This is a genomic window from Bradyrhizobium sp. CCBAU 53351 (assembly GCF_015291745.1).
In the GTDB taxonomy this organism is placed as follows: domain Bacteria; phylum Pseudomonadota; class Alphaproteobacteria; order Rhizobiales; family Xanthobacteraceae; genus Bradyrhizobium.
The window spans coordinates 2,251,463-2,266,052 of record NZ_CP030059.1; the positions used below are offsets into that span (position 1 = coordinate 2,251,463).

Consider the following 14,590-nt stretch of genomic DNA (forward strand, 5'->3'; position numbering starts at 1 on the left):
CGGCCGTCAATGGCCGAAACATAACGACAAGGGAGAGTGACGATGAAGCGTTTGATTGGGGCTGCGTCAGCGGCGTTGATGCTGTTCGCGGCCATGCCCGCGCAGGCAGCCGACAAGGTCGTGCTGATGCTGAATTGGTACGTCTATGGCGAGCACGCGCCGTTCTACTACGGCAAGGCCAAGGGCATCTATGCCGCCGAGGGCATCGACCTCGAGATCCAGGAAGGCCGCGGCTCGGCTGCGACCACGCAGGCCGTCGCGGCGAAGACCGCCGATTTCGGCTATGTCGACGTGCCCACTATGATGCGCGCGGCGATCAAGGGCGCGCCCGTGGTCGCGACCGGCGTGCTGCTGCAGACCTCACCGATGTCCGCCATGGGCTTCGTCGACAAGAACATCAGGAAGCCCGAGGACATCAAGGGCAAGACGGTGGCGATCACGCCCGCGGATTCCATGACCCAGATCTGGCCGCTGTTTCTGAAGAAGACCGGCCTGAAGGAGAGCGACTTCCAGACGGTTGCCGGCGACGGCCAGACCAAGCTCAATGCCGTCATCAACGGCCAGGCTGATCTGCTGCTCGGCTATGTCATGGATCAGTCCATGAAGATCAAGGACGCCACCGGCAAGGACGTTTATCCGATCAAGTTCGCCGACTACGGCATCAACATGGTTTCCTCCGGAATCATCGCCAACACCGATTACGTGAAGGCCAATGCCGACCTCGTCCGCCGCTTCATGTCGGCGACGACCAAGGCCGTCGAGGCCGCCGAGAAGGAGCCGAAGGCGGCAGCGCAATCGATCCTCGATGCCAACCCCAAGGGCGGCAAGATCGACACGCTGACGCAAGGTTTCGAGCTGACCATCCCGCTCTACCGGACCGCGGAGACCAAGACCAAGCGGCCTTTCCAGGTCACCGATCAGAACATGACGGAAACGGTCAATCTGCTGGTTGAATATGGCGGGCTGGATGCCAAGGCCAAGGACCACCCGAAGGCCTTCTACACCAATGATTACCTGCCGAAGAGCGGTTCGTGAGCGATGATTTTCCGCTGTCGTCCCTGCGTTCGCAGGGACGACGGTTGGAGAGAGGTGAGATGAACCCAGCGACCAAGCCAATCGATATGCAACCGTCCACCCATCTGCGCCTGGTCTCAGACCGCGCGGGCGATGCTTCGGGCATCAGACTATCGGGCGTGTCCAAGACCTACCGGACGCGCGATGGCGACGTGCCGTCGCTGCGGCCGCTCGACTTCCATATCAATGACGGCGAGTTCTTCGTCGTGGTCGGCCCCTCCGGCTGCGGCAAGTCTACGCTGCTCAAGCTGATCTCGGGATTGCTGCCGCCGACGTCGGGCGAGATCCTGGTCGAGGGCGAGAAGGTGACGACGCCGCACGGCAATGTCGGCATCGTCTTCCAGAACGCGTTGCTGCTGCCCTGGCGCAACATCCTGAGCAACGTGATGTTGCCGATCGACATGAAGCGACTGCCGCGGCAGGAATACCTCGATCGCGCCAAGTCACTGTTGAAGCTGGTCGGTCTCGAGGGCTTCGAGAAGAAGCTGCCCTGGCAGCTCTCCGGCGGCATGCAGCAGCGCGCTTCGATCTGCCGAGCGCTGGTGCACGATCCCAGGATCATGCTGATGGACGAGCCGTTCGGCGCGCTCGATGCGCTGACGCGCGAGCGCATGAACGTCGAGCTGATGCGAATCCAGCGCGAGACGAAGAAGACCGTGCTGTTGATCACGCATTCGATTCCGGAAGCCGTGTTCCTCGCCGACCGCGTGCTGGTCATGACCGAGCGCCCCGGCGCAATCGCCGCGATCTACGACGTGCCGCTGCCGCGCCCGCGCTCGCTCGACGTGATGGCCGACCCAGTGTTCACCGAGCTCGTGCAGCGCATCCGCAAGCATTTCTTCTCGCAAGGGGCGTTGGATTAGAGTGGTCATCGGATTCTCATTGATCGCCTCAAGCGCGGTGCGCTCCCTCCCCCGCTTGCGGGGGAGGGTTGGGGAGAGGGTGTCTCCACTCGCGAGAACCCCCCGGAAGAGAAAGCCTTCACCCGGCGCTTTGCGCCGACCTCTCCCGCAAGCGGGAGAGGTGCAACGCCGCCTGAGCTGCATCTCGGGAAAGAACTAACACCATGGCGCCGCGCCTGAAGCTGCGAGACATCGCCTTCTTCGAACGTCCCGTGCATTTCGCGCGGCCGTTCCGCTTCGGCGCGATTACAATTAATGCAACGCCGCAGCTCTTCGTGAGGGTCGAGATCGAGGTCGAGGGCAGGGGCGTTGAGGTCGGCGCCAGCGCCGAGCTGCTGGTGCCGAAATGGTTCGACAAGCGGCCGGAGCTGTCGCCGGCGCAGACGGTCGACGGGCTGCGACGGTCGCTGGAGATCGCGCGCGGGCTCTATCTGGCGAGCACGGGATATCAGACGGCGTTCGGTCTGCACGCCTCGTGCATGAATGCCCAGGTCGCGGCTTGCGCGAAAGAGAACATTCCGCTGCTTGCCGCCGCGTATGGTCCCGCGGAAATCGACAAGGCAATCCTCGATGCGCTGCTGCGCGCCGCAGAGACAAGCTTTTTCCGCGGAATGGCCGCGAACGTCGCCGGCATCGATGCGCGGCTTTCTCCTGACCTGAGCGAGAGGGACATCACGACTTTTCTCGCCAGCCGGGTGCCGCTGCAGCGTGTTGCTATCAGGCATACGGTTGGTCTCGATGATACGATCGAAGGCGAGGGCGGCGTTGCCGACTCGCGCGAGAGCGCTGGTGCTCGTTACTACAAGCTCAAGCTGTCCGGCGACCCCGTCGCCGATGGGGCGCGCCTGGCGCGGATCGGCAAGGAGCTCGATATGTTGGGGGGTGACACCAGCGTCACGCTCGATGCCAATGAGCAATATGCCGACCTTGCCCCGTTGCAGGCCTTGATGGACCGGCTCGATCATGACGCCGCGCTGCGGCCGATCGCCTCGCGCTTGCTCTATGTCGAACAGCCGATGCCGCGCGATATCACGCGGCAGTCCCCGCTCGGCGCTCTAGCCGCCCGCGGTTTCATCGTCGACGAAGCCGACGATTCCTACGATGCCTTCCCGGCGGCGCGGGCGCTCGGCTATCGCGGCATCTCCTCGAAGTCCTGCAAGGGCCTCTACAAATCCATCGTCAATGCAACGCGCGCAGCGAAATGGAGCGGGGAAGGCGAGCAGTTCTTCGTCTCCGGCGAGGACCTCACCTGCCAGGCCGGCCTTGCCGTGCAGCAGGACCTCGCGCTCGGCGCGTTTATCGGCGCCACCCACGCCGAGCGCAACGGCCATCATTATGTCGATGGCTTCGGTGAAACGCCTCTCGCCGAAGCGCAGGCCTTTGCCACCGCGCATCCCGATCTCTACGCCGATGCCGGGCAGGGCATCCGCCTCTCCATTCACGACGGCGATCTCCTGACGGGATCGCTCCATGCTGCGGGCTTTGCGACGTCGGTCCATCCGGACTGGTCGGCGCTCAGCCCGCTCGAACAGCCAAAATCACCTAGGGAGCAATTGGCATGACCACCCAACGCCTCGGTCTCATCATGAACGGCGTCACCGGCCGCATGGGGCTCAACCAACATCTGATCCGCTCGATCGTCGCGATCCGCGAGCGGGGCGGGGTGCGCCTGAAGAACGGCGATCGCGTCATGCCGGATCCGATCCTGGTTGGCCGCAGCGCCGAGAAGGTCGAGGCGCTCGCCAAGCGTTACAACATCACGCGCTGGACCACCGATCTCGATGCCGCGCTCGCCGACAAGAACGACACCATGTTCTTCGACGCCGCGACCACACAGGCGCGGCCGGGACTGCTGACCCAGGCCATCAATGCCGGCAAGCACGTCTATTGCGAGAAGCCGATCGCGACGAATTTCGAGGAGGCGCTCGAGGTCGTGAAGCTGGCGAACGCCAAGGGCGTCAAGCACGGCACGGTGCAGGACAAGCTGTTCCTGCCCGGCCTGAAGAAGATCGCCTTCCTGCGCGACTCCGGCTTCTTCGGTCGCATCCTCTCGGTGCGCGGCGAGTTCGGCTATTGGGTGTTCGAAGGCGGCTGGCAGGAGGCGCAGCGGCCATCCTGGAACTACCGCGACGAGGACGGCGGCGGCATCATTCTCGACATGGTCTGCCACTGGCGCTATGTGCTCGACAACCTCTTCGGCAACGTCCAGAGCGTGAGCTGCATCGGCAATACCGACATTCCCGAGCGTTTCGACGAGCAGGGCAAGAAGTACAAGGCGACCGCGGACGATTCCGCCTACGCGACGTTCCAGCTCGAGGGCGGCATCATCGCCCACATCAACATGTCCTGGGTGACGCGCGTCTATCGCGACGACCTCGTCACCTTCCAGGTCGACGGCACGCTCGGCTCGGCGGTCGCGGGCCTCTCCGACTGCATGATCCAGGCGCGGCAGGCGACCCCGAGGCCGGTGTGGAATCCCGACGAGAAGCGGCTGCATGATTTCTACGGCGACTGGCAGAAGCTGCCCGACAATGTCGCTTACGACAACGGCTTCAAGGAGCAGTGGGAGATGTTCATCCGCCACGTCTACGAGGATGCCCCCTACAAGTTCACGCTGCTTGAAGGCGTCAAGGGCGTGCAACTCGCCGAATGCGCGCTGAAGAGCTGGAAGGAGCGGCGCTGGATCGACGTCGCGCCAATCAAGGCCTGAGGAGGGACACATGAACAAGCCCGTCCAACCCATGTCGTCGTTGTCCCTGAAGCTGCCGAAGGCCGATCGCTCGATCGAGACTTACCGGTTAGCTGCCTCGCGCACGTTTCCCGCAAAGCTCGAGGGGCCGCTGAACCGTATCGCGTTCTCCGCGGTGCATACCGTGGCCGATCCCTTCGCGGACAATGATCCCTGGCTCTCGGTTGCCGTCGACTGGGACAAGACCATCGCCTTTCGCGAACACGTCTGGGACCTCGGCCTCGGCGTTGCCGAAGCGATGGACACCGCGCAGCGCGGCATGGGGCTGGATTGGCCGACCTCGCTCGAGCTGATCACGCGCTCGGTCGGCGCCGCCAAGCGGCGCAACGCGCTGGTGTTCTCGGGCGCCGGCACCGATCATCTCGCGGTCGAGGACGCCGGGAGCCTCGATGATGTGATCCGCGCCTATGAGGAGCAGATTTCGGCCGTCGAGAAGGTCGGCGGCCGCATCATCCTGATGGCCTCGCGTGCCCTGGCGAAACTCGGCCGCGACGCCGACGACTACGCCAAGGTCTATGACCGCGTGCTGTCGCAAGTCCGCGAGCCCGTGATCATCCATTGGCTCGGCGACATGTTCGATCCAGCGCTGTCAGGATATTGGGGCACCGGGGATCTCGACAAGGCGATGGACACGGCCGTCGCCATTATCAACGGCAACGCCGCCAAGGTTGACGGCGTCAAGGTCTCGCTGCTCGACAAGCAGCGCGAGATCGACATGCGCCGTCGTCTCGACAAGCGCATCAAGATGTATACCGGCGATGATTTCAACTATGCGGAGCTGATCGCCGGCGACAGCGAAGGCTTTTCACACGCGCTGCTCGGCATCTTCGATGCCATCGCACCGGCGGCGTCCTATGCGCTGTCGCGGTTAGCTGCCGGCGACGAGGCCGGCTTCCACGACGTGCTGGGGCCGACCGTGCCGCTGTCGCGCCACATCTTCAAGGCGCCGACGCGCTTCTACAAGACCGGCGTCGTGTTCATGGCCTACCTTAATGGCCACCAGGACCATTTCACCATGGTCGGGGGACAGGAGAGCACGCGCTCCACGCTGCATCTCGCAGAGCTGTTCCGTCTCGCCGACAAGGCCGGCCTGCTCGCCAATCCTGAACTCGCGACGCAGCGGATGAAGACCGTGCTCGCTACCCACGGTATCGAATCCTGATGCGCGATTTCTCGTCCGACCATCGCTGGCTGTCGCTGAACACCGCGACCGTCCGCAAGCAGGGTAACCTCATCGAAATCATCGAGGCCTGTGCCAGGCACGGCGTCCGCGCCATCGATCCCTGGCGCGACCAGGTTGCGTCCGTCGGTCTGGAGCGTGCCGCGCGCGCGGTGCGGGATGCCGGCCTCGATCTCTCAGGCTATTGCCGCGGCGGCATGTTCACCTCGGACGCTTCGCGCCGGGGCGAGGTCCGCGACGACAACCGCCGCTGCGTCGACGAAGCCAAGGCGCTGGGCGCGCCCTGCATCGTTCTCGTCGTCGGCGGCCTGCCGCAATATTCGCGGCCGGGCAGCGATGCGTCGAAGGACATCGCGGCAGCGCGCGGGCAGGTCGAGGAGGCGCTGGCCGACATGCTCGACTATGCCAAACAGGCAAAGCTGCCGCTGGCCATCGAGCCCTTGCATCCCGCTTATGCGGCCGACCGTGCCTGCGTGAACACGACAAAGCAGGCGCTCGATATCTGCGACCGGCTCGACCCCGGCCGCACCGGCATGCTCGGCGTCGCGCTCGACGTCTATCACATCTGGTGGGATCCGGATCTGATGGAGCAGATCGCGCGTGCCGGTCAGGATCGCCTGCTGGCCTTCCACGTCTGCGACTGGCTGGTGCCGACCAGGGACATCCTCAACGACCGCGGCATGATGGGCGACGGCGTCATCGACATCAAATCTGTGCGTGCTGCGGTCGAGGCGCAGGGCTTTGCCGGCTATTCCGAGATCGAGATCTTTTCCAACGATTGGTGGGGCAAGCCGATGGACGAGGTGCTCAGCACCTGCATCACCAGGCACAAGACGGTGGTGTAGGTAATTTGACACCGTGCGCCTGCCCGTCTGATTGACGAGTTGAATCAGAGGGTTGGCTACTGTGCATGGGGTTGTTTTCGCAATTTTTGTTTTGGCGCCTCAGCCGATCGTGCAGGGCACGCTCAAAAAGCCGCGAAACCGCACCCGGCCGCCCCGCACCGGCTGTCCACTCACGGCATAGTTCGGGAAGCGCGCCAGGAAGCGCGAGATCGCGATCGCGCCTTCCAGCCGCGCCAGCGCCATGCCTGCGCATTGATGCGCGCCGGTGGCGAAGGCGAGGTGCCGGTTTGGCGTACGCGCGACGTCGAAGCGTTCGGGGTCCGGAAACTGCGCGGGATCGCGGTTGGCCGCGCCGATGCACAGCGTCACCGAGGTGCCGGCTTCGAGCATGACGCCGCCGAGCTCGACGCGCTCGGTTGTCATGCGGTTGCCGAGCTGGTTCGAGCTCTCGTAGCGCAGCATCTCCTCGACGGCCGTCTTGATCAGGTCCGGATGGTCGATCAGGCGCTGCTTCTGGTCGGGATTGCGGTCCAGCGCGACGAGGCCGTTGCCGATCAGGTTGGTCGTGGTCTCGTGGCCGGCATTGAGCAGGAAGATGCAATTGTGCAGCAACTCCTTCTCGGTCAGCCGCTCGCCATTCTCCTCGCCCTGGATGAGCCGCGTCAGCACGTCACGCTCGGCATTGCCCGGCTTCGCACGCCGGCGCGCCACTAGCGTTTCCAGATAGGCCAGGAAATCCGTCACCGCCTTGTTGCCGCGCGCGGCGGCGTCGGGCGACACGACGGGTTCGAGCGCCCCGAGGATCGCCAGCGACCAGTCGCGCAGCGGCCCGCGTTCCTCGTGAGGCACGTCGAGCAGATTGCCGATCACCTCGATCGGAATCGAGGCTGCGAAGTCCTCGATCAGCTCGCACGCGCCCTTGGTTGCGATGGCGTCGAGCAGGCCGTCGACCAGCTTGATGAGATCGCCCTCCATCCCAGCAATTGCACGCGGTGACAGCGCCCCCATGATCAGGCGCCGCACGCGCGTGTGCGCCGGCGGATCGTTGAAGACAAGGCTGGTGGTGTGGTGCTCGTAGAGCGGGGTGTCGCCGTATTTCGGCGCGAACTCGCGCTTCTTGTCCGAGCTGAACGACTTCGTGTTCTTGTAGGTCGTGACGAGATCGTCGTAACGGGTCAGGAACACGGTGCCATTCGGCAGGCGCTTGACCGGCTCGTTCTCCCGCAGTGCACGATAGGTCGGATAGGGGTTGTCGTAGAACTCGGGCGTCAGCTTCTCGAGGTCGAAGCTTGCCGCCAGCTCCTTCGCATCTGCGTTCATCCCGTTATACTCGCCGGTTAAAGCCGATATGCCGTTTTTGTTGTTCGGTCGACGCGAGCATGCGTCTACAGTCTTCGAACACTGCTAGCCGACCGGACAGGAAAATGCACGCGCGCGCTGACGCTCCCGACACGGCCCCGACTTGGCCCGATGATATCTTTGCAACCCTGCAACGCTTCGACGTCCGCCAGGTGCCTTATGTGCCTGACGCAGGCCATTCGAAGCTGATCAACCGCGTGTTGGCCTCACCGACGATGCGCGGCATTCCCCTGACGACGGAGGAGGAGGGCGTTGCGCTCCTCGCCGGCGCCTGGACCGGCGGGCAGCGCGGCGTGCTGCTGATGCAGTCGAGCGGCGTCGGCAATTGCATCAACATGCTGTCGCTGATCCCGATCCTGCGCTTTCCATTCCTCACCCTCGTGACCATGCGCGGCGAGTGGGGCGAGTTCAACCCGTGGCAGGTGCCGATGGGATCGACCACGCAGGGCGTGTTCGAGCTCTCGGGCGTCCAGGTGCTGCGCGCCTCGCACGCGGCCGAGGTGCCGGCCGTGTTGGAGGCGGCTGCATCGCAGGCCTACAACGCGCTGACGCCCACCGCTGTCCTCCTGTCGCAGCGCCTGATCGGCGCTAAGGTTTTCACCAAATGAGCAAGGCCAATCTCCTCGACCGCCGGCAGGTGGTCTCCACACTGCTTGCGAACCGCAAGGACGTCGTCGCGATCGGCGGCCTCGGGGCCTCCACCAACGACATGTGCGCGGCCGGCGACCACGCCCGTAACTTCTACCTCTGGGGCGGCATGGGCGGCGCTGCGATGATCGGGCTCGGCCTCGCACTGGCGCAGCCGAAGCTGCCGGTCTTGGTCATTACCGGCGACGGCGAGATGCTGATGGGCCTGGGCAGCTTTGCCACCATCGGCCTGCAGAAGCCGTCCAACCTGTCGATCGCGGTGCTCGATAACGAGGCCTATGGCGAGACGGGCGGGCAGACCAGCCACACTTCGGCGGCCGCCGATCTCGTCGGCGTCGCCCGCGCCTGCGGCATCAATGACAGCCGTTCTGTCACGACCATGGCCGAGGTCGAGGCCTTCGCCAAAGCCGTCCATGACGTCTCGGCCGGGCCGCGCTTTGCCAATATCAAGATCGGCAGCGCCGAGCTGGAGCGGATTTTGCCAAGCCGGGACGGGACTTACATTCTCAACCGGATCCGCGGCGACCTCGGCTTCCAGCCGATCTAGGGCGGCCCTGTCCCTTCCGGTGGCGCCTAGGGCCTGCACGCGACCCGAGCGGGCGGGATCAATTTCCACTGAATTTACAACGCACTTAGGTTGCGATGCAACATAATGCTTGACTTCTGCGTGGGTGAGTGCTTACTCACCCAGCATGAGCTCATTGCGTATGACGAGCGACCTGAGGCGTCAATTGATCCTCGGTGCCGCGAAGCGCTGCTTTGCCCGACATGGCTATACCGGCACCACGACGAAGAGCGTGGCGGCCGCCGCTGCCATTTCCGAGGCGCTGCTGTTCAAGCATTTCCCGTCCAAGGCGGCGCTCTACGCCGAAATCCTCAGCGACGAATGCGAGGCCGATCCGGCGCTCACCGAACTTCTCGAACGGGAGCCTTCGACCGCCACACTGGTCGAGGTGATCCGCGGCATGGTCCAGCATTTCCTCCACATCGCCGATGGTCCCGATCAGGAAGAGGCACAGCGATTGCGACTGATGGCCACGAGCCATTTGGATGATGGCGAATTCGCCCGGTTGCTGTATGCCAAGATCGAGACGCTGATCGGGGCGATCTTCGTCGCCTCGCTCGAACGTGCCGTTGTCGCCGGGGACGCGCGGCCATGCAGCGGCGATCCGCTCAACCTGTTCTGGTTTGCGCATCACACGGTGATGACCACGGCGCTGACCAGACTTTCGGCCACGCCTTGCCTGGTCTACGGCAAGGCTGACGACCTCGAGCGGCAGCTGTGTGAGTTTCTCCTGAGGGGTATCGGACTTAACGACGCCGCAATTGCTTCGCATCTGGGCCACGATCAGGCCGCGGATGCCGGCAGGACGGCGATTGCAGAAAGTGCATGACATGAACATCGTAACCGAACATAAGATTTCGGGCGAACCGATCGACAACAAGGCTCCCAAGCGTCCGGTCCGGCCGGTGCTCTGGTTCATCATCGTCGGCACGCTGCTGGCCGCGCTCGTCGGCGGCCTCGTCTGGTTCAATTATTTCCGCGGCCAGATGATCAAGCAGTTCTTCGCCAACAACAAGCCGCCGCCGACCGCGGTCAGCGCGGCGGAGGCGAAATCCGAAGTGGTGCCGAACCTGCTCACCGCGGTCGGCGGCCTCGTCGCCGTGCACCAGGTCGACGTCAGCGCCGACGTCAACGGCCGCGTCACCGAGATCAAGTTCGAGCCGGGCACGCGTGTCGAGGCCGGCACGCCGCTTGTGCAACTGTTCGACGCGCCGGAGCAGGGCGACCTCGCCAACTACAAGGCCCAGGCAACCGTCGCGCAGCTGTCGCTCGATCGCGCCAAGCAGCTCGCCTCGCGCCAGTTCGGGCCGCAGGCCACCGTCGATTCCGCGCAGGCTGCCTATGACCAGGCGCAGGCCGGCATCGCCAAGACTGAAGCGCTGATCTCGCAGAAGCTGGTGCGCGCACCCTTCGCCGGTGATCTCGGCGTCCGCAAGGTCGAGGTCGGTCAATATCTGACGGCAGGCACGGCGATCGTGTCGCTGACCGACCTTTCCGAACTGTGGGCCAACTTCACGGTGACCGAGAAGGATTCCGGCAGCCTCAAGGTCGGCCAGACCGTCCGCCTCAAGGTCGATGCCTATCCGGGCCGGATCTTTGAGGGCAAGATCACCACGATCGAGCCGCAGATCTCGGCCGACACCCGCAACATCCGCGTGCAGGCGACCGTTGCCAATCCGGAGAAGATCCTTAAGCCCGGCATGTTCGTGAACACCACGGTGGTGCTGCCGGACAAGCCGGCCGTGATCACCGTGCCGGAGACGGCGGTCGACTACACGCTGTACGGCGATTCCGTGTTCGTGATCACCGAGAAGAAAGGAGAGGATGGCAAGACCAGTCTCTCCGCGGTGCGCACCTTCGTGCAGACCGGCAGCCGGGTCGAAGGTCGCGTCGAGATCATCAAGGGTCTGAAGGCGGGCGACAAGGTCGTCGCCGTCGGCCAGCTCAAGCTGCAATCGGGCGCTGCGGTGTCGATTTCGACCGACCCGGTTCCGCAGATCCCGGCGCAGCCGCCGCGCTACTGATCCATGACATTCGAGTGATCCGGCCTCGCCGGATCACTTCTCTTGAGACAAAGAAATCGAGATCGCCGCGATGGCCCTTACCGATATTTTCATCAAGCGCCCGGTTCTGTCGGTCGTCGTCAGCCTGCTGATTCTGCTGATCGGCCTGCGTGCGGCGATGGTGCTGCCGATCCGGCAATATCCCAAGCTGTCGAACACGGTCATCAACATCACGACCGTCTATCCGGGCGCATCTGCGGACCTGATCCAGGGCTTCATCACGACGCCGATCGAGCAGGCGGTAGCGTCCGCCGAGGGCGTCGACTACATCACGTCGTCCTCGGTGCTCGGCACCTCGACGATCCAGGTCTACATCAAGCTGAACTTCGATCCGAACCAGGCGCTCACCGAGGTGCTGGCGAAGACGAATTCGGTCAAATATCTGATCCCGAAGGAATCCAACGACCCGATCGTCACCAAGACCACGGGCCAGACCACGGCCGTGATGTATCTCGGCTTCTCGTCCGAGGAGCTCTCGGGCTCGGCGATCTCGGATTATCTGACGCGCGTGGTGCAGCCGGTGCTGTCGACCGTCGACGGCGTGGCTTCCGCCGACATCCTCGGCGGGCAGACCTTCGCGATGCGGCTGTGGCTCGACCCCGAGAAGATGGCCGGCCGCAACGTGTCGCCGGCGGACGTGGCGTCGGCGATCCAGGCCAACAACTTCCAGTCCGCGGCCGGACAGGCCAAGGGCTATCTGATCGTCTCGAACGTCTCGACGAATACGGGCCTGACCAACGTCGACCAGTTCAAGAAGATGATCGTCAAGGCGAAGGACGGCGGCTTCGTACGAATGGAGGACATCGCCACCGTCGAGCTCGCCGCCCAGAGCACCGATGCGAGCGTCGCCTTCAACGGCGAGCACGCGATCTTCATCGGTGTGCAGGCCACCCCACAGGGTAACCCCTTGACGCTGGTCAAGGGCGTGCGCGCGCTGTTCCCCGAGCTCGAACGCAATCTGCCGCCGTCGATGAAGATGAAGGTCGCCTACGACTCGACCAAGTTCATCCAGTCCTCGATCGACGAGGTGGAGAAGACGCTGGGCGAAGCCGTGATCATCGTGATCGTGGTCATCTTCCTGTTCCTGGCCTCGCTGCGGTCGGTCATCATCCCGGTCGTCACGATTCCCTTGTCGATGATCGGCGTCTGCACCCTGATGCTGGCGCTGGGATTCAGCTTCAACCTTCTGACGCTGCTCGCGATGGTGCTGGCGATCGGTCTCGTGGTCGATGACGCCATCGTCGTGGTGGAGAACATCCATCGCCATCTGGAGGAGGGCAAGACGCCGGTCCAGGCGTCGTTGCAAGGCGCGCGCGAGATCGTTGGTCCCGTCATCTCGATGACCATCACGCTGGCCGCCGTGTACGCGCCGATCGGCTTCCTCGGCGGCCTCACCGGTTCGCTGTTCCGCGAGTTCGCCTTTACGCTGGCGGGTTCGGTGATCGTGTCGGGCGTGATCGCGCTAACCTTGTCGCCGATGATGTGCTCGGTGCTGCTGAAGAACACCGAAGAGGGCCGCTTCGCCAAGCTCGTCAACCGGGTGTTCGGCGCGCTGACGCGCTGGTATGGCCGCAGGCTCGACCGCTCGCTCGACTACAAGGCGATCACGGGCCTGTTCGCGATCACCATCCTCGGGCTCGTCGGCTTCCTCTACATGCACACCTCGAAAGAGCTGGCGCCGGAGGAAGACCAGGGCATCGTGTTCGCGGTCACCAAGGCACCGAAATACGCCAATATCGACTATGTCGATTTCTATGGCGAGAAACTCGACGAGAAATTCCAGCAATTCCCCGAGACCGATCTGCGCTTCGTGCTGAACGGCATCAACGGCCCGCAGGGCGGCATCGCCGGCATGCTGCTCAAGCCCTGGGACGAGCGCAAGCGCTCGTCTATCGCTCTGAAGCCGCTGGTGCAGGCCGAACTCTCCAAGATCGAGGGCGTGCAAGCGTTCGCCTTCAACCTGCCGCCCCTGCCTGGCGGGCCCGGCGGCCTGCCGGTTCAGATGGTGATCAACTCCACGGCGGGGTTCCAGACGGTTTACGAGCAGATGGAGAAGCTGAAGGACGCAGCCCGCAAGAGCGGCATGTTCATCGTCTCCGATAGCGATCTCAACTTCAACCAGCCCAATGTGAAGGTGACGATCGACCGCAGCAAGGCGCAGGATCTCGGCGTCAACATGCAGAACCTCGGTGCGACGCTCGCCGTGCTGCTCGGCGGTAACTACGTCAACCGTTTCAATCTCGAGGGGCGGTCCTATCAGGTGATCCCGCAGGTGCCGCGCGCCAAGCGGCTGTCGCCGGAATCGCTCGGCGGTTACTACGTGACGACCAATACCGGCCAGCAGCTTCCGCTGTCGACGGTGGTGTCGATCCAGACCAAGACCGATCCAAATTCGCTGACGCACTACAATCAGCTCAATTCGGCGACGTTCTCGGCGGTGCCGATGCCCGGCGTGACGGTCGGCGCGGCGGTCGACTTCCTCGAAAGCGAGGCCAAGAAGCTGCCGCAGGGCTTCAGCCATGACTATCTGGCGGATTCCCGGCAATATGTTCAGGAGGGCAACCAGCTCGCGATCACCTTCGGCTTCGCCCTGATCATCATCTTCCTGGTGCTCGCGGCGCAGTTCGAGAGCTTGCGCGACCCGCTGGTGATCATGATCTCGGTGCCGATGGCGATCGTCGGCGCGCTGATCCCGCTGTTCTTCGGCGTCGCGACCATGAACATCTACACACAGGTCGGGCTGCTGACCCTGGTCGGCCTGATCACCAAGCACGGTATCCTGATGGTGGAGTTCGCCAACGAGCTCCAGGTCAACGAGCGGCTCGACCGCCGCTCGGCCATCGAAATGTCGGCCCGCATCCGCCTGCGGCCGATCCTGATGACCACGGCCGCGATGGTGACCGGCCTGATCCCGCTTCTGACCGCGACCGGCGCGGGCGCGGCCAGCCGCTTCTCGATCGGCCTCGTCGTCGTCGCGGGCATGTCGATCGGCACGCTGTTCACGCTGTTCGTGCTGCCGGCGGTGTACGTCGTGCTGGCGACCGACCACCGTGCCGCGGCCGATTCCGAGCGGAACAAGCAGGTTGCCGAGCTCGATCTCGACGCCAAGGCCCTGCGGCCGACCTGAAGCTGTCAGCAAGCGAACCAGGGGGCGGCAGCGGTCCATCCGCTGCCGCCCTTTTTCGTTGTGCCACCGCATCCGCAG

12 protein-coding genes are annotated in these 14,590 nt (G+C 64.1%); 11 read left to right on the forward strand and 1 reads right to left on the reverse strand.

The genetic code is table 11. From position 1 onward, the window contains the following. The first annotated feature begins 42 nt into the window (after positions 1-42). The 6 genes from XH83_RS10635 (at position 43) to XH83_RS10660 (ending at position 6,750) form a co-directional block, all read left to right on the forward strand. The gene (locus tag XH83_RS10635; protein ID WP_194406948.1) at positions 43-1,035 is read left to right on the forward strand and encodes an ABC transporter substrate-binding protein; all 993 of its coding nucleotides are present in this window, start codon (positions 43-45) and stop codon (positions 1,033-1,035) included. Between the two features lie 59 nt (positions 1,036-1,094). Continuing rightward, a complete protein-coding gene (locus tag XH83_RS10640) occupies positions 1,095-1,937 on the forward strand; it encodes an ABC transporter ATP-binding protein (RefSeq protein WP_194406949.1) in 843 nt (280 codons plus the stop codon). Between the two features lie 203 nt (positions 1,938-2,140). Next, the gene (locus XH83_RS10645) at positions 2,141-3,538 is read left to right on the forward strand and encodes a hypothetical protein (RefSeq protein WP_194406950.1); all 1,398 of its coding nucleotides are present in this window, start codon (positions 2,141-2,143) and stop codon (positions 3,536-3,538) included. Beyond that, entirely contained in the window at positions 3,535-4,686 is a 1,152-nt protein-coding gene (locus XH83_RS10650; protein WP_194406951.1) for a Gfo/Idh/MocA family protein, read from the forward strand. Before XH83_RS10645 ends, XH83_RS10650 begins: the two co-directional genes overlap by 4 nt. 10 nt (positions 4,687-4,696) lie before the next feature. Beyond that, positions 4,697-5,887 carry a dihydrodipicolinate synthase family protein gene (locus XH83_RS10655; protein ID WP_194406952.1) on the forward strand — a complete coding sequence of 397 codons (1,191 nt, stop codon included), beginning with the start codon at positions 4,697-4,699 and terminating at the stop codon, positions 5,885-5,887. Then, entirely contained in the window at positions 5,887-6,750 is an 864-nt protein-coding gene (locus tag XH83_RS10660; protein WP_194406953.1) for a sugar phosphate isomerase/epimerase, read from the forward strand. The genes XH83_RS10655 and XH83_RS10660 overlap by 1 nt, the downstream gene beginning before the upstream one ends. 99 nt (positions 6,751-6,849) lie before the next feature. On the opposite strand, the gene XH83_RS10665 is transcribed toward XH83_RS10660, so the two are convergent. Beyond that, positions 6,850-8,070 carry a cytochrome P450 gene (locus tag XH83_RS10665; protein ID WP_194406954.1) on the reverse strand — a complete coding sequence of 407 codons (1,221 nt, stop codon included), beginning with the start codon at positions 8,068-8,070 and terminating at the stop codon, positions 6,850-6,852. Positions 8,071-8,174: 104 nt separating this feature from the next. On the opposite strand from XH83_RS10665, the gene XH83_RS10670 reads away from it, so the two are divergent. The 5 genes from XH83_RS10670 to XH83_RS10690 all read left to right on the forward strand — a co-directional run bounded on the left by XH83_RS10670 (position 8,175) and on the right by XH83_RS10690 (position 14,512). Next, positions 8,175-8,717, forward strand: coding sequence for a phosphonopyruvate decarboxylase (locus XH83_RS10670; protein WP_194406955.1), 543 nt, complete (start codon positions 8,175-8,177; stop codon positions 8,715-8,717). Continuing rightward, positions 8,714-9,304, forward strand: a complete 591-nt coding sequence (locus XH83_RS10675; RefSeq protein ID WP_194406956.1) for a thiamine pyrophosphate-dependent enzyme — start codon at positions 8,714-8,716, stop codon at positions 9,302-9,304. The genes XH83_RS10670 and XH83_RS10675 overlap by 4 nt, the downstream gene beginning before the upstream one ends. A gap of 145 nt (positions 9,305-9,449) precedes the next feature. Then, positions 9,450-10,151: a TetR/AcrR family transcriptional regulator gene (locus XH83_RS10680; protein ID WP_194408225.1), complete on the forward strand. Its 702-nt coding sequence runs from the start codon at positions 9,450-9,452 to the stop codon at positions 10,149-10,151. A 1-nt stretch (position 10,152) separates the two neighbouring features. Further along, positions 10,153-11,346 (forward strand): efflux RND transporter periplasmic adaptor subunit, encoded by a 1,194-nt coding sequence (locus XH83_RS10685; RefSeq protein ID WP_194406957.1) that lies wholly within the window; start codon positions 10,153-10,155, stop codon positions 11,344-11,346. 70 nt (positions 11,347-11,416) lie between these two features. Further along, positions 11,417-14,512, forward strand: coding sequence for a MexW/MexI family multidrug efflux RND transporter permease subunit (locus tag XH83_RS10690; RefSeq protein WP_194406958.1), 3,096 nt, complete (start codon positions 11,417-11,419; stop codon positions 14,510-14,512). Positions 14,513-14,590 lie beyond the last annotated feature (78 nt).